We start from the raw sequence: 23,684 nt of genomic DNA on the forward strand, positions 1-23,684 counted from the left end.
ACGGCGTGTTCGATATTCGCCTCGAACGGGGTGGGTCGCTGAAACGTCCAGGTGGCACCCGTCACGGTCGCCACATGCGTCTCGGTGTCGTCGCTGAACCTGATGCTCACCGTGGCGTCCGACAAGCAAGTGCCGCGAAATACCGGCTCCAGCCCCTCTTCGGCAGGATCATCCAGGCCTGGCGCCAGCGGTGGAATCGTGACGTACAGGATGAAAGGACGTTGCGAAGGATGGTTTCCCAGATGCTGTGTAATGCGCACTTCCCGCTTGTTGGTTGGGCCCCAATCCACCAATGCAGACGTCGACCATTGGCCGTTCACGACCACTACACTCCGTGCAGCCTCGGTTGTATCGGGAAACCTGAGCGAGACGGTGGCACCTGTGTAACCTTTGCCGCTGAAGACCGGTAGATATTCCTCGGTGTAGCTCGCCTCGGTGATATCCGGCATGTTGTTGCGGACTTTGAACTCAAGAGGCTGCGATTCGATCCAGCCACTGGCGTTGTCGGCGATCTTTTGAATCAACGTCACATCGAAGCTGCCCAGAGGGCAGACAACGGGGGGCGTTTCCCACCGGCCTTGGGCATTGACGCGGACGTTGGGAGGCAAAGGCAGCGAGCTGTCGCTGGCAGAGAACTGGATTTCGGTCGAGAGGTTTTGATCGAAATGGCCGGAGCCGGAGAACTTCAAGCTTGTATCCGGGAGAAAGGTGACGTCAGGTTCTGCCAGTTTGGGAGGGCGGATTCGGTAAGCACGCGGCTCGCCGCGACCGGAACGGACGTTTTGAAAAACCTGTTCAGCCACCAGGCTGACCGGCCCCGGCGGCAACCCGGAGACAGACACGCTCCAACTACCGTCAACGTTCGACACCTTGTCCACTCCCACCAGGGAAGTTGTCAGATCCACGAACACTACAATCGTTGCATCGCGCAGACCGTTATCGCCCTCAAGAACAAATGACTGATCTTGCTCAGATACAGGTTTCGGAATGCGTGGCCAACCAACAATCATAAAGGTTCTGGGATCGGTGTAATCAACCCCAATAGCGAGGTGCTGATATTTGACTTTTACGCTCAATTCACCGCTATTGATATCCGACACCACCCTAGGCAACTCCCACAACGCCGTCGTCGTATCAAGCGGATCACTCAAACTTACAGAGTGGTTATCTGCCCTGACAACCTGAAGAGTTAAGCCAGGATGCCCAGTACCTTTAAACAATAACGTCCCGGCCCCCACGGTCTCATTGACAGAGGGTGAAGTCAGCTTTGGTACGTTGAGATTAAGGATCCTTTGGGTCTTCCCGTCTCTAGAATGGTTCTGACCATTGTGACGAACGGATTGCCGAATAAAGACGTTTATATAGCCGATAGGCAAATCCTGAGAAATATTGACTTTCCAGTTCCTTCCTCCAGAAAATTTGTGACCGATAACAGTAGTATCGTCTCCATCGACGCGTACCGGAACGCATTCGCCAAGTTCACCACCCGAACCGCTCAACACGGTTCCTTGAATATATTCAGCTATAGGTTCTGAACTAATGAAATAATATCGAGTGGTGTAGTCTGAAAACTCGGTCCCCAACCTCCATCGAATATTAAGTTGAGCGACCCCATACAAAGATGAAGAAATCTCCCAATCATGAAACCCCTCAGCTTCAAACCATTCACCGGCCAGTTCATACGCCCATTCATTAACAACATGGACATATATCCAGACTTGATGAACCCCATCAACCATCGGCAATATAAAACGCAAATTGAATGACTTATCGACCCAAGCAAGGTTATCCGGTTTAACGACCTGTACCGTATCCGGTTTACGGAGTTCATGGCCACCCGATTCGATATTCCCAGCGTTAGATAATGAACCCGCGTCTGACACTGACGGCCGGGATTCATCCTTTATAAACTCTGGATTGTGTCCGATATCCTTTTCTTCGTCAGATGTCATCTGTCGCGCTCCACAGTCGGCAGTCATTTTCCAAAAAATGACGATTGCTCAGACTACGGTTGCTCTCACAATGCGGGCACCTGTAAAACTTGACAGTCCCGACCAACGGTAATTCTTCCAAAAGCGGCAGACTACCGTCTGCCGGCTAGTACCCTTGACCCGGAGCACAAGCTGCTCCTACGGATACCTGCACGTCATAGATCGACGGTGAAACGAACGCGCGCGAAACGTTTGACAGTTTGAATCAGGCAGAAGCCGGCAACGGCTGAAAACTGAAATAACGCTGCAACGCCTGCACCAACTGGCCGAATTCTGGCGGGGCGCGTTGCAGGACGAAGCCGGCGTCGTAGTGCAGCGGTGTGGCGTCTTCGTGACACCACACGCAACACGCCGTGAGGTCGATTACCTGCTGACAGCCATCGCTGGCGGGGATTTTCAGGCGTAACTGAAAATCCACACCGACCATCATGGGCAGTTGACTGATGAGCATCAGCCCGTCTTCGGAGAGGTTGCCGAGAAAACCGATGGGCTTGTCGGTGACGCTGTTGAACACTCTGAGGAAATACGGCAACTGATGCCGTTCGATCCGTTCGGTAAACATGCGCAGTTCGCCATGCAAGGCTCCATCAAAGAGCCGCACCTTTGCTTCGGAACGAGCCGGTTTCGCCGGCCGCTCTCCCCGCTTCCGGTGTAACGGTCGCTACGTCGCCGTCACCTTACAACTGCCAGTCGCGGGTGTTGCTCCGGATTCAGGAACCTGACGCTGAATCCGGGTTATTCGACTATAGCTCAGCTTGTACACACAGCCAGATTTTGTATGACAACTGTCATCAGAAACGGGTCGGTCGTACCACGGCAGCGGCACTGCGCGTCGGGTAGTGGCCCAGGCTCTGCAAGGTTTCCAGACGGGCACGGGCGCGATAGGCGTATTCGCTGTTCGGGTACGAGGCGATGATGAACTGGTAGGTCTGCGCCGCGTCGACAAACATTTTCTGCCGTTCCAGGCACTGGCCGCGCATCATCGACACTTCCGGCCACACGTACGGACGGGCGCGGCTGGCGCGTTCGACCTTGGACAGTTCGAGCATGACCTGCTCGCAATTGCCACGGTCATAGGCGCTGTAGGCGTTGTTCAAATGATGGTTCATCGACCAACGGGTGCAGCCCGAAACGGCGAGGACGCTGAGGGCAAGGGCGGCAATGGGTACGAATCGCATGAGGGTTCTCCTGTCTTGTGCTCTGTATCGACCCTTGCCGAGAAATCTTCAGAAGTGTTTGCGCCAGTTGTCGAGTTCAATAAAGAAAACATTAAGTAGTGCAAACGAACAATGACTACACCCCAAGAGCATAGTAGCCTTCGCTAGCGCTTGAACTCAGGAGTCTTTGCATGTCCGTCCGTCGTACCAAAATCGTCGCTACCCTTGGCCCGGCCAGTAACTCGCCGGAAGTTCTCGAACAGCTGATTCTGGCTGGTCTGGACGTTGCCCGTCTGAACTTCTCCCACGGCACCCCCGACGAGCACAAGGCTCGCGCGAAGCTGGTGCGTGACCTCGCGGCCAAGCACGGTCGCTTCGTCGCCCTGCTCGGTGACCTGCAAGGCCCGAAAATCCGTATCGCCAAATTCGCCAACAAGAAGATCGAGCTGAAGATCGGTGATCAATTCACCTTCTCCACCAGCCATCCGTTGACCGAAGGCAACCAGCAAGTGGTCGGCATCGACTACCCGGATCTGGTCAAGGACTGCGGCGTGGGCGACGAGCTGCTGCTCGACGACGGCCGCGTGGTGATGCGCGTTGATACCGCCACTGCCACCGAACTGCATTGCACCGTGACCATCGGCGGTCCGCTGTCCGACCACAAAGGCATCAACCGTCGCGGTGGCGGTCTGACCGCGCCGGCCCTGACGGAAAAAGACAAGGCCGACATCAAGCTCGCCGCTGAAATGGAAGTCGACTACCTCGCGGTGTCCTTCCCGCGTGACGCCGCCGACATGGAATACGCCCGTCAACTGCGCGACGAAGCCGGCGGTACTGCCTGGCTGGTGGCGAAGATCGAACGTGCCGAAGCCGTGGCCGACGACGAAACCCTCGACGGCCTGATCAAGGCGTCCGACGCGGTGATGGTTGCCCGTGGTGACTTGGGTGTGGAAATCGGCGACGCCGAGCTGGTGGGCATTCAGAAGAAAATCATTCTGCACGCACGCCGCCACAACAAGGCTGTGATCGTCGCGACCCAGATGATGGAGTCGATGATCCAGAACCCGATGCCGACCCGCGCCGAAGTGTCCGACGTGGCCAACGCCGTGCTCGACTACACCGACGCCGTGATGCTCTCGGCCGAATCCGCCGCTGGCCAGTACCCGCTGGAAGCCGTGCAAGCGATGGCGCGCATCTGCGTCGGCGCTGAAAAGCATCCGACTGGCAAGACGTCCAGCCACCGCATCGGCAAGGAATTCACCCGCTGCGACGAAAGCATCGCACTGGCGACCATGTACACCGCCAACCACTTCCCGGGCGTCAAAGCGATCATCGCCCTGACCGAAAGTGGCTACACCCCGCTGATCATGTCGCGCATCCGTTCCTCGGTGCCGATCTATGCGTTCTCGCCGCACCGTGAAACGCAGGCGCGCGCAGCGATGTTCCGTGGCGTGTACACCGTACCGTTCGACCCGGCTTCGCTGGAACCACACGAAGTCAGCCAAAAGGCGATCGACGAGCTGGTCAAGCGCGGCGTTGTGGAAAAAGGCGACTGGGTCATCCTGACCAAAGGCGACAGCTACCACACCACCGGCGGCACCAACGGCATGAAGATCCTGCACGTGGGCGACCCACAGGTCTGAGTGACACGCTGAAAAACCAAAGCCCCGGCATGTGAGTGCCGGGGCTTTTTGTTGTCTGCGTTGAATCGAAAGCCCCTCACCCTAGCCCTCTCCCAGAGGGAGAAGGAACCGATTGAGGGATATTGCAGAATTGCACCGACCTGTTATCTCTGCGCTGAATCCGACCGGTTCTTTCAAGTCGATGTATAACGCATTACACCTCGGTCGGCTCCCTCTCCCTCTGAGTGAGGGCTGGCTTTTCAATGTCGTTTGATAAATCCGGTCAACGCCGCCAACGCTTCCGGCGAGCGCAGTCTTTGAGTGAACAATGCGCCCTCCTCCTCGATCACCTTACGAATCAACTCGCGATCCGGCGCCTTCATCAATTGCTTGCTGATACGCACCGCCTCAGCCGGCAGTTCGTCGAAACGCAACGCCACCTCCCGTGCCTTGCGCAACGCCGCATCGCCACTGCCCAATGCTTCGGTGGCAATGCCCCACGCCGCTGCCTGTTCACCGGTAAAGCCTTCGCCCAATAACAAAAGCTCTGCTGCTTTGGCCTGGCCGAGCAGACGCGGCAGAATCAGGCTGGAGCCGAATTCCGGACACAATCCAAGATTGACGAACGGCATGCGCAACCGCGCATCGCGGCTGACGTAGACCAAATCGCAATGCAATAACAGCGTGGTGCCGATGCCCACCGCCGCGCCGGCCACAGCCGCTATCACCGGTTTACGGCATTCGAGCAGATTGAGCATGAAGTGAAACACCGGACTGTCGAGGTCGCTCGGCGGTTGCTGGACAAAGTCGGCGATGTCGTTACCGGCTGTGAAGCACTCGGCACTGCCGGTGATCAGCACGGCGTTGATTTCAGGGTCGCCATCGGCCTGCTTCAGCGCCTCGGCGAGACGGCTGTACATGGCGCGGGTCAGGGCGTTTTTCTTGTCCGGGCGGTTGAGGCGCAGGGTCAGCAAACCGCGTTCGCGTTCCAGCAGGATGGCATCAGTCATGGCGTGTCTCGCGTCTGAAATTCAGCGCTCAACCACGGCTCAAAAATACGTCGGCCAGCAGTTGGTTGCGCGGCAATCCGGCCAGGTACAGACGTCGGGCGAAGGCATCGACACTGGCCGTCGAGCCGCAGACTAAGGCCAGGGTTTGTCGGGAAACAAGGCGCAGTTGCGCCAAAGCGGCGGCTGACTCGGCCGCTGTCCACAACTCGACGCTGAGGTTTTCCCGCTGTGCAGCCAGCGCTGCAAGGGGTTTGCCCAGATAATGCTCGCCCGCATCATGGGCGACGTGAATGACGCGGATCGCGCCTTGGTGATCCTGACGCAAGGCTTCACGCAGCACGCCGAACAGCGGGCCTAAACCGGTGCCGGCGGCCAGCAGCCACAGCGGCCGGTTGTGCCAGTCCGGGTCGTAATGCAAGGCGCCGCCGCGCAGTTCGCCAAGCCGGATCGGGTCGCCGATCTGCAAACGCCGCGCAGCATCGCTGAATTCGCCGGGCTGACGGCAATCGAGGTGAAATTCGAGAAAACGGTCTTCTTCCGGCAGGCTTGCCAGCGAATACGGCCGCGCGATGTGATTGATCCACAGCACCAGATGTTGCCCGGCGCTGTAGCGCAACGGCCGCTGCGGGGTCAGGCGCAAACGCAGGACGCTGTCGCTGAGCCAGTCCAGCGCTTCGACCACTGCCGGGCGACCGTCGGTGATCGGGTCGAACGTATGCACCTGCAAATCTTCGACGACCTGACACTGACACGCCAGGCGCCAGCCCTCCTGACGCTGCTCGGCGCTCAAGGCGTCCGGCCGATTGTCAGCCGGCAGGCCTTGCACGCATTGCACCAGACAGGCATGGCAACTGCCGGCGCGGCAGCTGTAAGGCACCGCGACGCCATGCTGATTGAGTGCATCGAGCAGATTGCTGCCCGCGGCCACTGACCATTGTCGTTCACCGACGCGAAGTTCAGGCATCGACGTTCTCCCACGCGGCCGCACAACGATTGCGCCCGTCACGCTTGGCCCGATACAAGGCCTGATCGGCGCGCTGTAAGGCATCGTCCAGATCATCGCCCAACGTCAACAGCGTCATGCCGGCCGACAGGCTGAGGTTGCGCACATTCAGGCCGACCAGTTCAACGTCGGTGAAGGCGATACGCAGACGCTCGCAACACGCGGTCAGCCGTTCGGCATCGCAATCGGGCAACAACACAACGAATTCCTCACCACCATAACGCGCCAGCACATCGCCGTCGCGCAGGCATGCTTGAGCAACGCCGGCGAAGGCCTGCAACACCTGATCGCCCGCCGCATGACCGTGCAGGTCGTTAATGCGTTTGAAGTGGTCGAGGTCGATCAACGCCAGGCCATGCACGACATCGTCGTCCATGGCATTGAGCTCTCGCGAGGCCAGGCGCAGAAAATGCCGACGATTGAACAGCCCGGTCAGCTCATCGGTGGCGACCAGATCTTCCAGCTGACGCATCATCCCGCGCAGGGTGTCCTGATGCGCCTGCAAGGCAAACCGGCGCTGGCGCTGGCGTTGTCGCGAAACCTGGACGAAGCGCGCGTAAAGCACCAGCCACGCCAGCACCATCGCCAGAATGCACACCTGCAAGGCGGCAAGCGCCGGCTCGCGCAAGCGGAAGTAGTAGCCGTCCCACAGCGTGATGGCACAGAAACTGAAGAACACCAGCAGGGCACAGCGTATGAACGCCCGTCGACTGAGGTGGAACAGGCCGAACAGCAGGATCAACACGTAGAACACCAGAAAGGCGCCGCGGGCTTCATCCAGATGGGCGATCAGCCAGGTCTGCCAGCCGAGACCGATCAGCACCTGTGCTTCGGTCAGGCTGGGATCGGCAAAGCGCAGATTGCGCCCGCTCCAGAACAGTGCGAACAGCACCGACTGGCTGATCACCACCAGCGCACTGCCGACGGCTACAGAAGTCAGGGACTGCTCGTAATGACCCGTGAAAAACGACAGCCACAGCAGCAGCAAAGCCAATCCATAGGTGGCCGCAGCGAGGGCAAAGCGTTTGAGCAAAAGACGTTGAATGGCGTTATGGGTCAATCGTTGACTCACCGTGCGATAAGAGGCTGACCGAGTGTCCTACTCTACAGACCGGCTGCCACTTTAGAGGCGTAGTCGATAAATGACCACCGATTTTCGGGCTCGAAATTTGACGTCAAAAGTGTGGCCTGCTTATACCGCCAAAAGCCCCTCACCCTAGCCCTCTCCCAGAGGGAGAGGGGACTGACCGAGTCGGTTGTTGGCGATACGCCGACCTGGAATACCGAGCCGAACTCAGGTTTGAACAACATGAACATCGCCCCCCTTTCCTCAGTCGAACCCAGATCTGAACAGCATGCACATCGACCCCTTTCCTGAGTCGAGCTCAGGTTTGAACAGCATCAAGATCGGCTCCCTTTCCTGAGTCGAAACCAGATTTGAACAGCATGCACATCGACCCCTTTCCTGAGTCGAGCTCAGGTTTGAACAGCATCAAGATCGGCTCCCTTTCCCCCTCGCCCCCCTGGGGGAGAGGGCTGGGGTGAGGGGGTAAATCTTGACGTGCAAACCCGCTGTCCGATATTCGCCCACCCATGCGACCAACGAATGACTGCCAGCGCGTGTGCGCCCCACCGAGGCGCGGTATACTGCCGCGCCTTTTTAGCGTCGCGCCAGCAGCCCCGGCGTGCCTTGAAAGGTGCTTGCGACCGACCGATGCACCCAAGCCGCAGGCACCTTATTGAATGTTCCCGTCTTTTAGAGGAGCGCGACTCATGACCGTGATCAAGCAAGACGACCTGATTCAGAGCGTTGCCGACGCCCTGCAGTTCATTTCCTATTACCACCCCGTGGATTTCATCCAGGCGATGCACGAAGCCTACCTGCGCGAAGAATCGCCAGCGGCCCGTGACTCGATGGCGCAGATCCTGATCAACTCGCGCATGTGCGCCACCGGCCATCGCCCGATCTGCCAGGACACCGGTATCGTTACCGTGTTCGTGCGCGTCGGCATGGACGTACGTTGGGATGGCGCCACCATGGGCCTGGACGACATGATCAACGAAGGCGTGCGTCGCGCCTACAACCTGCCGGAAAACGTCCTGCGTGCCTCGATCCTCGCCGACCCGGCGGGCGCTCGGAAAAATACCAAGGACAACACCCCAGCGGTCATCCACTACTCCATCGTCCCGGGCAACACCGTGGAAGTGGACGTGGCGGCCAAGGGTGGCGGTTCCGAGAACAAGTCGAAAATGGCCATGCTCAACCCGTCCGACTCGATCGTTGACTGGGTACTCAAGACCGTTCCGACCATGGGCGCCGGCTGGTGCCCACCGGGCATGCTCGGCATTGGCATCGGCGGCACCGCCGAGAAAGCTGCCGTCATGGCCAAAGAAGTGTTGATGGAATCCATCGACATCCACGAACTCAAGGCCCGTGGCCCACAGAACCGCATCGAAGAAATGCGTCTGGAGCTGTTCGAGAAGGTCAACCAGTTGGGCATCGGCGCCCAGGGCCTCGGTGGCCTGACCACCGTGCTCGACGTGAAGATCATGGACTACCCGACTCACGCCGCTTCGCTGCCGGTGTGCATGATCCCGAACTGCGCGGCCACCCGTCACGCGCACTTTGTACTCGACGGTTCCGGTCCAGCCTCGCTGGAAGCGCCACCGCTGGACGCCTACCCGGAAATCGTCTGGGAAGCCGGCCCGTCGGCCCGTCGCGTCAACCTCGACACCCTGACCCCGGAAGACGTGCAGAGCTGGAAGCCGGGCGAAACCGTCCTGCTCAACGGCAAAATGCTCACCGGTCGCGACGCCGCGCACAAGCGCATGGTCGAGATGCTCAACAAAGGTGAAACCCTGCCGGTGGACCTCAAAGGTCGCTTCATCTACTACGTCGGCCCGGTTGATCCGGTCGGTGACGAAGTGGTTGGCCCGGCGGGCCCGACCACCGCGACGCGCATGGACAAGTTCACCCGGCAGATCCTCGAGCAGACCGGCCTGTTGGGCATGATCGGCAAATCCGAGCGCGGCCCGACCGCGATCGAAGCGATCAAGGACAACAAAGCCGTGTACCTGATGGCTGTCGGCGGCGCTGCCTACCTGGTCGCTCAGGCGATCAAGAAGTCGAAAGTGCTGGCCTTTGCCGAACTGGGTATGGAAGCGATCTACGAGTTCGAGGTCAAGGACATGCCGGTCACCGTTGCGGTGGACAGCAAAGGTGAGTCGGTGCACATCACCGGCCCTGCGATCTGGCAACAGAAGATCAGCGAAAGCCTGGCGGTCGAAGTGCAGTAAGCCCTTCGCCTGCATGAAAACGGCCGGTTCATCCAGAGGGATGACCCGGCCGTTTTTATATGTGCAAACCAATCGCGATAAAAAACCTGCCGAAGAATACAAAATGATCTTGCGCACCTGTCAGATCTGACAGGTCCATTTATCCGCCATTCTTGTTAGCGTCAGTCCATTCACGCCCCTCTCGCGCGCAATGGATTCGACCATGCCTGATCAACAAGAGCTGAGCATCACCACCCCTTCCATCGCCAAAAGCGCATCGATCGCTACCATCGGCAAAAGCTGGGGCGCAGTGGGGCCGACCGGGGCGGCGTCGTTCGAATTGCCGATTCCGACGTCTGCCGGGCGGGGCTGGGATCCGCAGTTTTCGCTGAATTACAGCAGCCAAAGCGGCAATGGTCCGTTCGGCCTGTCCTGGCATTTGGGTGGCGTCGGTCAGATCAATCGCAGAACCAACAAAGGCGTGCCGCGTTACTCCGACCACGACGAGATCATCGGGGTCGATGGCGAAGTGTGGATGCCGGAGCTGGATGAAAACGGTGAACTCAAATTCCGTGAGGAAAGCACCTACAACGGCGTCAACATCGGCCCGCACAGAGTCGTGCGCTACTGGCCTCGAGTGGAAAGCGATTTCGCCCTGCGCGAGCGCTGGCAGCGGCAAACCAGAGAAGCCGATCCACCGGTATTCTGGCTGATACACGGCGCTGACGGCTCGCTGCACCTTTACGGCAAAACCGAAGCCACACGAGTTGCCGACCCGGACGCCCCTGGACACATCGCCACATGGCTGCTGTGCGAAAGCATGAACGCGCGCGGCGAACACATCTGCTTCGAATACAAGGCCGATGATCAGGATCCCGACCCGCTGCATGACTACCGCGCCCAGCGTTATCTGCGCCGCGTGTGTTACGGCAACTTCACGGCCAGCAGCGATCTGTACAGTTGGACAACGGATAATCCGGCCGAACTGGATTGGCATTTTCATCTGCTGTTCGATTACGGCGAGCGCAGCACGTCACTGACCGATATCCCGGTATATGACGGTGACTCCCTCAAACCCTGGACAGTCCGTCCCGATCGTTTTTCAACCCATGGTCAGGGTTTTGAACTGGGCACTCGCAGACTCTGCCAACAGGCATTGCTGTTTCATCACTTTCCCGGGCAATCGACTGAGCAACCGAAACTGGTGCGCCGCCTGTTACTGGAATATCAACAACCGCAAAATATCGCGCAGTGGGCCTACAGCCAGATCAGCGCGGCGCACTATCAGGCATTCGATGCCAGCGGCGTAGTCGAAAACACACCACCGGTTGAGTTCGACTACGCCCCTTTCGACATCAATAAAACCCCGGCGCGCTTCCTCGAATTCGATGTTCAGCCGGGTATCGAGGACGGTGGTTTTTACCAGTGCGTCGATCTTTATGGCGAAGGCGTGCCGGGTTTTCTCTGCCGCTATGACCAGAGTTGGTACTACCGCGAACCACGCCGCGCGACGAAAGGCCCCGATGAAATCGACTATGCGCCCTGGCTCGCGCTGGACAAGATTCCGGTCGCTGATCGCAACCGTCCGGTCCAGCAACTGCTGACCGACCTGACGGGTGACGGTCGGCTCGACTGGGTCACCGCACAACCGGGCATCAGTGGTTTTCGCACCCTGACAGAACAACGCACGTTTGCCGACTTCGTCCCTTTCGGCAGATTCCCGCCGGAGTTTTTCAACACCCTCTCGACGCTTGGTGACTTGATCGGCGACGGTTTGAGTAGCCTGGCGTTGATCGGGCCGCACTCCGTGCGGCTGTACGCCAACCAGCGCGAACAAGGCTTCGCCGCGCCTGAAGAGGTGCCGCACGAGCCCGACGACGACCGCTTGCCACTGTTTAGCAACTCCCGCACGGAACTGGTGCTGTTGGGCAACCTGCTGGGCAGCGACATGCCCGAGCTGTGCCGGATACGTCACGACGAAATCCGCTGCTGGCCGAACCTGGGCCACGGCCGGTTTGGCAGAGGTCGCAAGATCAGCGAATTGCCTTTCAGGTACGAAGCGTTCGACTCGTCCCGCGTGCGCCTTGCCGACCTGGACGGCTCCGGTGCCGCGTCGCTGATTTATTTGCAATCGGAGTTCTTCGAGATCTACCTGAATCGCGGCGGCAATGGTCTGGAGCAAACACCGATCAACGTACCGTGGCCGGACGGCGTGCGCTACGACCGGCTCAGTCAAGTGAGCTTCGCCGATCTGCAAGGCCTGGGCTGTGCCAGCCTGATCCTGACGGTGACGCACATGCAACCGCAGCACTGGCGCTACGATTTCGTCTCGGCCAAGCCGTATCTGCTGACCAGCAGTAACAACAACATGGGTTGCAGTACCAGCGTGGTCTACCGCAGCTCGGCGCAGGAATGGCTGGATGAAAAACGCCAAATGCCCACCCTTAGACGTTTTCCGGCGTGCCACCTGCCGTTCCCGGTGGCGGTGGTCCATAAACAGCAGCAACTGGATGAAATCACCGGCAACGTTCTGACGCAGACTTTCACTTGGCGCGAAGGCTTCTACGACAGCCGTGAGCGCGAGTTCCGTGGTTTCGGTCTGTTGCAACAAACCGACAGTGAGAGCGCCCCCGGCGCTGAGGACTCCGGCTTCAGCGAACCGCTGCGGGTCTGCACCTGGTTTCATACCGGGCATTCAATGGATCGACCGCGCGACGACTACTTCAATCGGGATGTACACGCGGTAGCCCTGGGCAACACCCTGTTCAGTCGATATCACTCACAAGACGATGTCGATGAAATCATTCCTGCGCACGATGACGACGCCCGGTATCAGATTTCCCGGGCGCTGGTCGGCGCCGTCACACGCATCGAGACCTATGCCGATACAGCTGTGGACAGCGGCGAAACTGCGACGCTTTATACCGTTGAGGAGCTGCGTTACCTGGTACGTGAAGTGCGCGAGCAAGGTCCTTATGCTGCCGCCGTTCTGCTGCCCCTTGTGGTGGAGAAGATCAGTTACCAGTACGACGGTTTTATCGATGATCCACGCTGTCGCAATGAGGTGACCCTGCGCCACAACGTCCACGGTCAGCCGACGCATTCCATCACAGTGAGCTACGGCCGGCGACTCACAGAAAAGGATACGCCGCCGTTCAAGGATCCTGATGAACAGCGATGGTGGCGCGACGCCCATGACCTGGCGCAACAGTCGTTTTACCTGAATGAAAGCCGTGCAACGTTTATCGATCTGATCATAGACCTGCTGCGTTGGCGCCTCGGCTTGCCCTATCAGCAGCGTGGCAATGCGCTGATCTTGCCCAAAGGCACACTGCCCACCGGGCTTACGCCTGAGCAAGTGTCCTATGAGTGCCTGAAGGAACATGAGGATTCGGCGCACTGGAACGCTGAACGGATGCTGATCACGCAATCTGTACAGCGCTACTTGAGCACCGATGGCCAACTGCTGGACGACGGCGTTGCCGGATTCGAGGCCCTGGCCGGTCCACTGGAATTGGCACAACTGGACAAGACCGCGCTGGACGCTTACAGCGTATTGCCTGCGCCCTTTAATGTGCGTGACGAACTGGAGAAGATTGGCTATCTGCCCATGCCGTTTCTGTTCTGGGTAAATCCCTTGGGCAGCACGGAGCATGACCTGTGGTCGGCAAATTTCGGCTACGCCGAATACGCCGGCCTCGACGGTTTCTACAAGGTACTGCGCTATCGCGAAACCCTCAGCCACGGCCACACCCGAGCCGAATATGACGCTCATGCGCTGGCCGTGATCCTCGTGGAACTGCCGGATGGCTGCACCACGCGCATTGAGTACGACTACCACGCGCTGCAACCGCTGCGCATCATCGATGCCAACGACAACACTCACGAAGCGCTCCATGAACCTTCCGGCCAGCCCTTGGCCAGCAGTTTTTACGGCACCGAAAACGGCAAGGCTGCGGGTTTTAACCCGCTGAGCGACTACTTGCCTCCGCAGGATCGGCGCCCGGCTACGGCGATTGCCGATCCGCCCGCCGCCGTGCAAAAAGCCGCCAGTACCCTGCGCAAGGATCTGTTCAGCTGGATGGGGCAGATCCCCAACGGCGCCAGCGCATGGATTGCCCAAGGCTATCTCCTGCCCAGCGGCCACATCAGGGCCAGTGCGCGGCAAAAACTCGCCCGGTGCCAGGGAGCCTTGACGCCTGAAGAGCGGGCATTGCACGAGGCGATCGGTGCGGTGCGCCGAGAACCGGTGCACAGCGTGATCCTCAGTGCCGACCGCTACCCCGATGATCCGTTAAGGCAGGTCCAGATCGTCAAAGCCTGTGTCGACGGCTTTGGCAGGGCTCTGCAAACCCAGCAACGGGTCGATCCGGGCAAGGCATATGCCGTGGGCGACGACGGTTCATTGATCGTCGAAGATGGCCAGTTCAAAGAGGTCGATACTGACTCGCGCTGGCGCATCAGCGAGCGGGTCGAATACAACAACAAGGGGTTGCCGGTCCGTCAGTTTCGGCCGTTTTTCGCCGATACCCACGGTTACGTCAACGATCAGTCGCTGCGCGAAATGGGCTTCTTCGATCAGGTGTTCTATGACGCCCTTGGCCGACAGATCAAAGTGGTCAACGCCAAGGGCGATTGCTCTCGAGAAACGTACCACCCCTGGTTTCACACCAGCGAAGACTTCAATGACACAGCCGAGCCGTCCCCGCCAGCCAAGGCATCGCGGTCATGACTGCCAATGTGCACCGGCGAACACCCGCGCTGGCGGTGAGCGATGCCCGGGGCCTGCCGGTACGGCAAGTTGCTTACCTGCGCAACGTGACCGATGACACATCTGCTGCCCTTGTCAGCCACCAGCAACATGACCACGCCGAACGTCTGATCGAGCAGTGGGACCCACGCCTGTCGGCACCTGCCCTGACCACGGTCTACAGTCTGGACGGTACGGTGTTGCAATCCGACAGCGTCGACGCCGGTTGGCGCCTGACCCTGCCCGGGCTGGCCGGTGAGCCTTTGGAGCGCTGGGACGAGCGCGGCAGCCATTGGCGCACGACCTTCGATAAGCAATTACGAGTGATCGCGGTCGAGGAAAATGGCGAGGTCGAGGTCGATGTGTTCACCTATTCCGACGCCTCGGCCGATGCGCGGCACAACCAGCGTGGCCAGTTGCGGGAGCAGAAAGATCGCTCCGGTTCGCTGCGCACCGACAGTTTTGCCCTCAGTGGCCAGCCGCTGAGCGAGACGCGCACCTTCCAGGATGAGGCAGCGTTCACCAGCCACTTGGTGTTCAGCCCGATGGGCGCAGTGCTGGAACAGACCGACGCCGGCGGCCATCGGCGCCGCTCTTGTTACGGTCTGGCCGGGCACCTCAAGCGAGCGGATCTGTGGATCAGCGGTACGCCGGGCTGGCAAGCGGTGCTGCTGGATACGCAGTACAACGCCAACGACCAGATCATCGAACAACTGGCCGGCAATCAGGTGCGCAGTCAGTGGACCTACGACCCGGCGGACGCTCGTTTACACACTCAATCAAGTCGCAAGGACGGCGGGGGCGTCCTGCAAAACGTCGAATACTTTTACGACCGCGTCGGCAATATCACTCGCATCGAAGACCACGCCTTTCAGCCACGCTACTTCGCCAACCAGTTGATCGACGGCCACCGCGATTTCACCTACGACTCGCTCTATCGACTGACCAGCGCCACCGGCTACGACGACGCCCCGCCACCAGAGACTCCCGGCCTGCCACAGCCCGTTGACACGAACAATCGACTCAATTACACCCAGACCTATCAATACGACAACGGCGGTAATTTGATCGAACTGTGTCACGTACGAGACGGTAATAGCTTTACTCGACAGATGTGCATCGACCCGAACAGCAACCGCGGCGTGCGCTGGAAAACCGGCGACGATCTGCCGGACTTTGACACGTTGTTTGATCGCCACGGCAATCAGCTGGAACTCAAGCAAGGGTCCACGTTGCACTGGAACGCGCGCGATGAGCTGGAAAGCGTGCCGCTGGTGACTCGAAAAAACAGCAACAGCGACGCCGAGCATTACCGTTACAGCCAGGGCCAGCGCGTCTTCAAATGCCATGAATGGTTTACCGACACGACCCGCCACTTTCATCAGGTGCGTTACCTGCCCGGCCTGGAAATCCGCACCAAAGACAACGGCGAAGAGCTGCACGTCATCAGCCTCGGCAATGCACGTTGCCTGCACTGGGTCAGCGGACGCCCCGGCAGCATCGAAAACAATCAACTGCGCTACACCCTCGAAGACCACCTCGGTTCCTGTGTCATCGAGCTCGATCAACAGGCCGACGTGATCAGCGAGGAAGGCTATTACCCCTTCGGCGAAACAGCGTGGATGGCCGCCGCCCACGAGATCGACGTTGAATACAGGTTCATCCGCTACTCGGGCAAAGAGATGGACGTCAGCGGTTTGTATTACTACGGAGCACGGTACTACGCGCCGTGGTTGCAGCGCTGGATCAGTGCGGATGCAGAGCAGGCCGATGGGCTGAATCTTTATGCGTTTGTGGGCAACAACCCGATGCGCTACGTCGATCCTGACGGCAACAAACGTGCTGAAAGCGTGATTTTGCTGACGTCGGAATTTGTTTCAGTCGTCAACAATTACTCCACGGAGGTGGTGAATCAGCTGCATAACATTCTCCATCCGATTGGACTCAACAGAAATATGGTGCTGAGCTTAGTCGTCGAAGGCGGCTATTGGTATGCCGCAACCACCCACGGAGGAAGTCTCGGTAACGGATTTGTCGATAGAATTATCCCCCCTCCCACTGAAAACGCCGCTTATCCGACAGTAGGGAACGTGTTCGGCGGCAACGCCGCTGGCGATGTCGCTACGAAAATGATAGATCCGGTAGCGCAAAGTTTCGGAATCAATTTGGGCCCGCTGATTCCTCAGACCTCGAAAATGTCTGTCAGCGCCATTGACAAAAGTTTGGGCATCGAAGGTCCCGTCAAGGAGATCAAATCGTGGAAAGATGTAAAAAGCGAATTGCGCGACCCTGCCCTCAACTCCGTGTTGAACCCGGAAGTTATTATCGGCAGAGTGCTTGGCGCAGTCATATCGTTCGTCCCCCACTTTCTTAATCTGTTTAAAAAGGCAATGGATAACGAGGACATCAAGAATCGCCTGGACCCAGCGAAAATCGAAAAAATCGAAAACATGCTTAATGAATGGAAAGCCGCCGTAGAACAACGCGCTGGCTGGGCAGAGAACGCGTTTGACGCTCTGGGCACCGACGTCATTTCGCCCGCCGAGATATTGCCCAACATTACCCATATGACCTCCGCGCAAAGGCTGAAACCGATCACGCGCTCGGCCATGCGTGAACAAACCAACGCCGTCCTGGGCAATATTTCACGCGCTCAGGCTATGGTCGGCTGGTACAAGGAAATGGGCACCACAGACAATCAGTTTTTGCATAAGCAGAAACATACCAACAAGAAAAAGGCTGCCTGAGATGACGGTCTGTGCGAGTGTCTGGGCATGAATCAGTCCGTACACTGGCATACGCCAACGCTGCGCGTTCATGACCCCAGAGATCTACCGCTCAGCAATGTCACGTACCTGCGTACAGTGGCCGGCGCGCAAGTTGAGCGCCAGATCACCCGTCAGCAGCATGACCACGCCAGGCATCTGGTCGCGCAATGGGACCCGCGTCTGTCGGCACCTTGCCTGACTACGGTTTACAACCTGAACGGTGCGGTATTGAAGTCCGACAGTGTCGACGCCGGCTGGCGTCTGACTTTACCGGGGCTGGCCGGTGAGCCATTGCAGCGTTGGGACGAGCGCGGCAGCCATTGGCGCGCGACCTTCGACAAGCAATTACGAGTGATCGCGGTCGAGGAAAATGGCGAGCCAAATGTGGATGCGTTCACCTACGCCGATGCCTCGGCCGATGCGGGGCACAACCAGCGTGGCCAGTTGCGGGAGCAGAAAGATCGTGCCGGTTCGCTGCTCACGGACAGTTTTTCTCTGACCGGCACGCCGCTGTGCGAAACCCGCACGTTCCACGACGGTGAACCGTTCACCAGCCACCAGGTGTTCAGCCCGCTCGGCGCGTTGCTGGAACAGACTGACGCCTGCGGCCATCAACGACGCTCGCACTACGGCCTGGCCGGGCAACTCAAACGAACTAAACTGCTGATCAGCGGCACGTCTGACTGGCAACCGGTATTGCTGGACGGGCAGTACAACGCCAACGACCAGATCATTGAGCAACTGGCCGGTAATCGTGTGCTCAGTACGTGGACGTACGACCCGGCGGACGGTCGTTTGCTTACCCAGTCCAGCCACAAAAATGGCGGCGGCGTCGTGCAAGACCTCGAATACGTCTACGACCGCGTCGGCAACATCACCCGCATCGAAGACCACGCTTTTCAGCCGCGATATTTTGCCAATCAACGGGTCGACGGCCACCGCGATTTCACCTACGACTCGCTCTATCGACTGACCAGCGCCACCGGCTACGACGACGCCCCGCCGCCGGACATTCCCGGCCTGCCGCAACCGGGCGATCCGAACAATCGACTCAATTACACCCAGACCTATCAATACGACAACGGCGGTAATCTGATCGAACTGCGTCACGTACGAGACGGCAATCCCTTTACCCGCCAAATGTGCGTCGACCCGAACAGCAACCGCAGCGTGCGCTGGAAAACCGGCGACGATCTGCCGGATTTCGACACCTTGTTTGATCGCCACGGCAATCAGCTGGAACTCAAGCAAGGGTCGACGTTGCAATGGAACGCGCGCGATGAGCTGGAAAGTGTGCCGCTGGTGACTCGAAAAAACAGCAACAGCGACGCCGAGCATTACCGTTACAGCCAGGGCCAGCGCGTCTTCAAATGCCATGAATGGTTTACCGACACGACCCGCCACTTTCATCAGGTGCGATACCTGCCCGGCCTGGAAATCCGCACCAAAGACAACGGCGAAGAGCTGCACGTCATCACCCTCGGCAATGCACGTTGCCTGCACTGGGTCAGCGGACGCCCCGGCGGCATCGAAAACAATCAACTGCGCTACAGCCTGAAAGATCACCTCGGTTCCTGTGTCATGGAGCTTGATCAACAGGCCGATGTGATCAGCGAGGAAGGCTATTACCCCTTCGGCGAAACGGCGTGGATGGCCGCACGACATGAAGTGGAAGTGCGCTACAAATTCATCCGTTATTCGGGCAAGGAGATGGATGTCAGTGGTTTGTACTACTACGGTGAGCGCTATTACGCAGCGTGGTTGCAACGCTGGGCCAGTGCCGATCCGGCGGGGGATGTGGATGGGCTGAATCTGTATGTGTTCGTGGGCAACGATCCGATCGGCCATGTCGACTTCAACGGTGAAATAAAATGGCCCACTCTGGATGCTCTGAATGCCGGAGTGGATCGGATCATTGCTTCGCAAAATGCGAGCCATGCCAGAAATGGACAACGCCTTGCAGAAAAACGTATGGCCCGCCAAATGAATGATCAGATGATGCAACACATTGAAATCCTGGGGATCACCCAGCGCCGCACAAGCGATGCCGCAAAGCAACTCGACAGAATGGGTTCAGGCAGCGACATTGCCTTGGCGACAACACGCAGAACGCTGGTATTGGTCGCAAGCAAAGCCCTCAGTTATGGCGTCGGTCTAACGGTCGGTGTCGGTGCTCAGGCACTCGGCGCAGCGGCACCCGGTGTCGGCAATGTGATAGGCGCAGGGATGGGCTACGGCGCAAAAATCGGGGTCAGCGCGCTCATCGACTATGCGGCCGAAAGAACCGGACTGAGCGCGTCGGTCAATTTGAAAACCTCCAAAGTGTCAGCGGACACTATTATTGAGAAAGCCCAACACAAACAAATGCAGCCGCTTGAGTACTTAAACGCCAAACTCCAGGGCTTGATTCCCCGCGACAAAAAATCCGGACTCAAGTTGGTGAAGGAGGCGGGCGCTCAACTAACGGCGGTGGGCGTGAAGGGAACTCTCAATTCACTACCTCCCGCAGCGGCCGGCGCCATCGCTAGCGGAGCCGCGGCGTTATGGGCGTTGCCGGAAATTGTCAATGAAACGGCTAAGGCCATCGCTGGAAAATCCAGCGAAAAAATGCTTGCATTCGAAGGGAAAATTCTCGGACTTGCACAGGCTATCGAGGCGAGTAACAACACGGTCCATGAGTATGCTCACGCACTTGGCAGGACAAGCATGAACGGCGTCGACCTCAACGATCTAGACCAGGAAACAGCCCGAATCACCGACATGCTCCACGGTCTGGCGTTAACGGTGCAAAAGCATAGAACTGCTCACAACGCCGCCGCGTAAATGGGCGGCTTTCTGAGCGGGGACAATGTTCCCGCCTGCCGACATGCTATCGTGCCCGCCCGACCTGCCGACCCTTCGCCCAGCATGCTGCCGACTTCCCGTACCTTGCGTCTGTCGTTGTATACCCTGCTGATCATTGCCGGCGCGGCGCTTGCCGCCACACTTGCGATCCGCCACGCCGAACGTCAGGCGCTGGAGGAAGACGCCGCCCGTGCCAACCAGCAACTGGCGTTGTACGCCAATTCCCTGCACACCCTGATCGACCGCTACCGCGCCCTGCCCGCCGTGCTGGCGCTGGACCCGCAATTGCGTTCGGCGCTGGCCGGGCCAGTCGATGCCGCTGAACAGGCGGCGCTGAATCTCAAGCTGGAAAAGATCAACGGCGCGGCACAATCCTCGACCCTTGAACTGCTCGACCACACAGGCCTCGCCGTGGCGGCGAGCAACTGGCGTCTGCCGAGCAGTTACGTCGGCCACAATTACGGTTTTCGTCCCTACTTCAGCCAGACCCGCACCCAGGGCACCGGGCGTTTTTATGCCGTGGGCGTGACCAGCGGCATTCCCGGCTACTTCCTCTCCAGCGCGGTGCTGGGTGACAACGACGAGTTCCTCGGCGCGATGGTGGTCAAGCTGGAATTCCCCGAACTGGAACGGGAGTGGAGTCAGGGCAGCGACACATTGCTGGTCAGCGATGCGCGCGGAATCATCTTCATCGCCAATCAGCCCGGCTGGCGCTATCGCGCGCTGCGTCCGTTGAGCGCCCGCGACATGGATGAGATCAAAGCCACCCGGCAGTACGACAAGCAATCGCTGCTGCCCTTGACTCATTTATCGCTGCGCCGCTTCGATGACAACAGCGATCTGCGTCGCGTCGAAGGCCCGCAAGGCACGGCGGATTATCTGTGGGAATCGCTGCCCCTGAGCGCCGAAGGCTGGACCCTGCACCTGCTGCGCCATCCGCAAGTGGCGTTCGAAGACCTGCGCAACGCCGGGCTGGCCGCCGCCGGGGTGTGGCTGGCGCTGGTGTTTCTGTTGCTGTTTCTCAACCAGCGCTGGCGCCTGTCGAAGATTCGTCAGCGCAATCGCCAAGAGCTGGAACAACTGGTGGAAGAACGCACCCGCGACTTGCGCACCGCGCAGGACGGTCTGGTGCAATCAGCCAAACTCGCCGCGCTGGGGCAGATGTCTGCCGCGCTGGCCCATGAAATCAATCAGCCGCTGACCGCTCAGCGCATGCAACTGGCGACCCTGCGCCTGTTGCTCGACCATGGCCGTGTCGACGATGCCTATAAAGCCCTGAAACCGGTGGACGAAATGCTCACGCGCATGGCCGCCCTCACCGGCCACCTCAAGACCTTCGCGCGTAAAAGTCCCAGCGGCTTGCGCGAACGACTGGATCTGGCGACGGTGGTTGATCAATCGCTGCAGTTGCTCGATGCGCGGCTGCGCGATGAGCAGGTCAGTCTGGTGCTGCACCTGACCCGTCCGGCGTGGGTGCGCGGTGATGCGATTCGTCTCGAACAGGTGCTGATCAACCTGTTGCGCAATGCCCTTGATGCGATGCAGGGTAAACCCTGCAAGCGCCTGGAAATCCGTCTGGAAGCCGATGAGCAACTGTGGCGCCTGAGCGTCAGCGACAATGGCGGCGGCATCGCCGAGGACCATTTGGGCCAGGTCTTCGACCCGTTCTTCACCACTAAACCGGTGGGCGACGGCCTGGGTCTCGGCCTGGCGGTATCCTTCGCCATCGTGCATGAATCCGGCGGCCGCCTGAGTGCTGAAAATGGCGACAGCGGCGCGGTGTTCAGCCTGACTTTGCCGATCGATCTGGAGGCACACATCTGATGCTCAACTCAGTGATGGTGGTCGATGACGAAAGCAGCATTCGCAGCGCCGTTGAACAGTGGCTGAGCCTGTCGGGCTTCGAGGTGCAGTTGTTCAGCCGCGCCGAAGACTGCCTCGCCGCCCTGCCCGCGCACTTTGCCGGGGTGATCCTCAGCGACGTGCGCATGCCCGGCATGGGCGGCCTGGCGTTATTGGCCGAAGTGCAGAAACGCGATGCCGATCTGCCGGTGATTCTGCTCACCGGTCATGGCGATGTACCGATGGCGGTCGAGGCGATGCGCGACGGCGCCTACGATTTTCTGGAAAAACCGTTCAGCCCGGAAACCCTGCTCGGCAGCTTGCGCCGGGCGCTGGACAAACGCCGGCTGATTCTGGAAAACCGTGCCCTGCACGAGCAGGCCGACAACCGCGCCAAACTTGATGCGACGTTGCTCGGCGTGTCCCGTGGCTTGCAGACGTTGCGTCGACAGGTGCTGGATCTGGCGGCGTTGCCGGTCAACGTGTTGATCCGTGGCGAAACCGGCAGCGGCAAGGAACTTGTCGCGCGTTGCCTGCATGATTTCGGCCCGCGCGCGGCCAAGCCGTTCGTGGCGCTGAACTGCGCGGCGATTCCTGAGCAGTTGTTCGAGGCGGAGTTGTTCGGTCACGAGAGCGGCGCGTTCACCGGCGCCTCGGGCAAGCGCATCGGCAAGCTGGAATACGCCGATGGCGGCACCTTGTTTCTCGATGAAATCGAAAGCATGCCGCTGGCGCAACAGGTGAAACTGCTGCGCGTATTGCAGGAGCAAAAGCTTGAACGGCTGGGTTCGAACCAGAGCATTCGCGTCGATCTGCGCATTGTTGCGGCGACCAAACCGGATCTGCTCGATGAAGCCCGGGCCGGACGTTTTCGCGAGGATCTGGCCTATCGCCTGAACGTCGCCGAACTGCGTTTGCCGCCGCTGCGCGATCGTCGTGAAGACATTCCGCTGCTGTTCGAAACCTTCGCCCACAATGCCGCTGAACGCCTGGGGCGTACCTTTCCACCCTTGAGCGGCGCACAGTTGAGTCACCTGCTCAGCCATGACTGGCCGGGCAACGTGCGAGAACTGGCGAACGTTGCCGAACGCCAGGTGTTGGGGCTGGATGAACCGGCGCCGGGGATCGATCCGGGGCAATCGCTGGCGGCGCAGCAGGAGGCGTTTGAGGCGCAGTGTTTGCGCGCGGCGCTGACCCGGCACAAGGGCGATGTGAAAGCGGTGCTTGAAGAACTGCAACTGCCGCGCCGTACGTTCAATGAAAAGATGCAGCGGCATGGGTTGAGTCGGGAGATGTTTCTGAGCGAGTGAGTCGGGCTTGGGATTTTCGGTGTGGCTGAGATCTTTCCCCCTCACCCCAGCCCTCTCCCCCAAGGGGGCGAGGGGGAAGGGAGCCGATCTTTATGCTGTTCGAAACCTGAG

At 59.3% G+C, this 23,684-nt stretch carries 12 protein-coding genes and 1 pseudogene; 7 read left to right on the forward strand and 6 right to left on the reverse strand.

The window, feature by feature from the left end; all coding sequences use genetic code 11:
* The 3 genes and pseudogenes from ACM6IN_RS18355 to ACM6IN_RS18365 form a co-directional block, all read right to left on the reverse strand.
* A pseudogene (locus tag ACM6IN_RS18355) lies at positions 1-1,952 on the reverse strand (hypothetical protein); the annotation flags it as partial.
* Between the two features lie 244 nt (positions 1,953-2,196).
* Entirely contained in the window at positions 2,197-2,553 is a 357-nt protein-coding gene (locus ACM6IN_RS18360; RefSeq protein WP_007916241.1) for a PilZ domain-containing protein, read from the reverse strand.
* A gap of 229 nt (positions 2,554-2,782) precedes the next feature.
* Complete coding sequence (locus ACM6IN_RS18365; RefSeq protein ID WP_007916242.1) at positions 2,783-3,169, reverse strand: tetratricopeptide repeat protein; 387 nt, start codon at positions 3,167-3,169, stop codon at positions 2,783-2,785.
* Positions 3,170-3,339: 170 nt separating this feature from the next.
* Here ACM6IN_RS18365 and pyk point away from each other — a divergent pair, with 170 nt between their 5' ends.
* Positions 3,340-4,791 carry a pyruvate kinase gene (gene pyk / locus ACM6IN_RS18370; RefSeq protein WP_007916243.1) on the forward strand — a complete coding sequence of 484 codons (1,452 nt, stop codon included), beginning with the start codon at positions 3,340-3,342 and terminating at the stop codon, positions 4,789-4,791.
* A 239-nt stretch (positions 4,792-5,030) separates the two neighbouring features.
* On the opposite strand, the gene ACM6IN_RS18375 is transcribed toward pyk, so the two are convergent.
* From ACM6IN_RS18375 to ACM6IN_RS18385, 3 genes are read right to left on the reverse strand one after another with little or no spacing between them, the layout of a single operon-like run.
* The gene (locus ACM6IN_RS18375; RefSeq protein ID WP_007916244.1) at positions 5,031-5,780 is read right to left on the reverse strand and encodes an enoyl-CoA hydratase-related protein; all 750 of its coding nucleotides are present in this window, start codon (positions 5,778-5,780) and stop codon (positions 5,031-5,033) included.
* A 28-nt stretch (positions 5,781-5,808) separates the two neighbouring features.
* Entirely contained in the window at positions 5,809-6,744 is a 936-nt protein-coding gene (locus tag ACM6IN_RS18380; protein ID WP_007916246.1) for an iron-sulfur-binding ferredoxin reductase, read from the reverse strand.
* Positions 6,737-7,843 (reverse strand): sensor domain-containing diguanylate cyclase, encoded by a 1,107-nt coding sequence (locus tag ACM6IN_RS18385; protein ID WP_007916248.1) that lies wholly within the window; start codon positions 7,841-7,843, stop codon positions 6,737-6,739. The genes ACM6IN_RS18380 and ACM6IN_RS18385 overlap by 8 nt, the downstream gene beginning before the upstream one ends.
* A gap of 713 nt (positions 7,844-8,556) precedes the next feature.
* Between ACM6IN_RS18385 and ACM6IN_RS18390 the strand changes: the two genes are divergently transcribed.
* The 6 genes from ACM6IN_RS18390 to ACM6IN_RS18415 all read left to right on the forward strand — a co-directional run bounded on the left by ACM6IN_RS18390 (position 8,557) and on the right by ACM6IN_RS18415 (position 23,573).
* Positions 8,557-10,080 (forward strand): fumarate hydratase, encoded by a 1,524-nt coding sequence (locus tag ACM6IN_RS18390; protein ID WP_007916251.1) that lies wholly within the window; start codon positions 8,557-8,559, stop codon positions 10,078-10,080.
* A gap of 202 nt (positions 10,081-10,282) precedes the next feature.
* Positions 10,283-14,791: a SpvB/TcaC N-terminal domain-containing protein gene (locus tag ACM6IN_RS18395; RefSeq protein ID WP_414916489.1), complete on the forward strand. Its 4,509-nt coding sequence runs from the start codon at positions 10,283-10,285 to the stop codon at positions 14,789-14,791.
* Complete coding sequence (locus ACM6IN_RS18400) at positions 14,788-17,556, forward strand: RHS repeat domain-containing protein (protein ID WP_414916490.1); 2,769 nt, start codon at positions 14,788-14,790, stop codon at positions 17,554-17,556. Before ACM6IN_RS18395 ends, ACM6IN_RS18400 begins: the two co-directional genes overlap by 4 nt.
* 27 nt (positions 17,557-17,583) lie before the next feature.
* A complete protein-coding gene (locus ACM6IN_RS18405; RefSeq protein WP_414916491.1) occupies positions 17,584-20,400 on the forward strand; it encodes an RHS repeat domain-containing protein in 2,817 nt (938 codons plus the stop codon).
* Positions 20,401-20,484: 84 nt separating this feature from the next.
* Positions 20,485-22,245, forward strand: coding sequence for an ATP-binding protein (locus ACM6IN_RS18410; RefSeq protein ID WP_007916262.1), 1,761 nt, complete (start codon positions 20,485-20,487; stop codon positions 22,243-22,245).
* Complete coding sequence (locus ACM6IN_RS18415) at positions 22,245-23,573, forward strand: sigma-54-dependent transcriptional regulator (protein ID WP_007916264.1); 1,329 nt, start codon at positions 22,245-22,247, stop codon at positions 23,571-23,573. The genes ACM6IN_RS18410 and ACM6IN_RS18415 overlap by 1 nt, the downstream gene beginning before the upstream one ends.
* Positions 23,574-23,684: the final 111 nt, after the last annotated feature.

The organism is Pseudomonas sp. IT-P395 (assembly GCF_949767675.1).
Lineage (GTDB): Bacteria > Pseudomonadota > Gammaproteobacteria > Pseudomonadales > Pseudomonadaceae > Aquipseudomonas.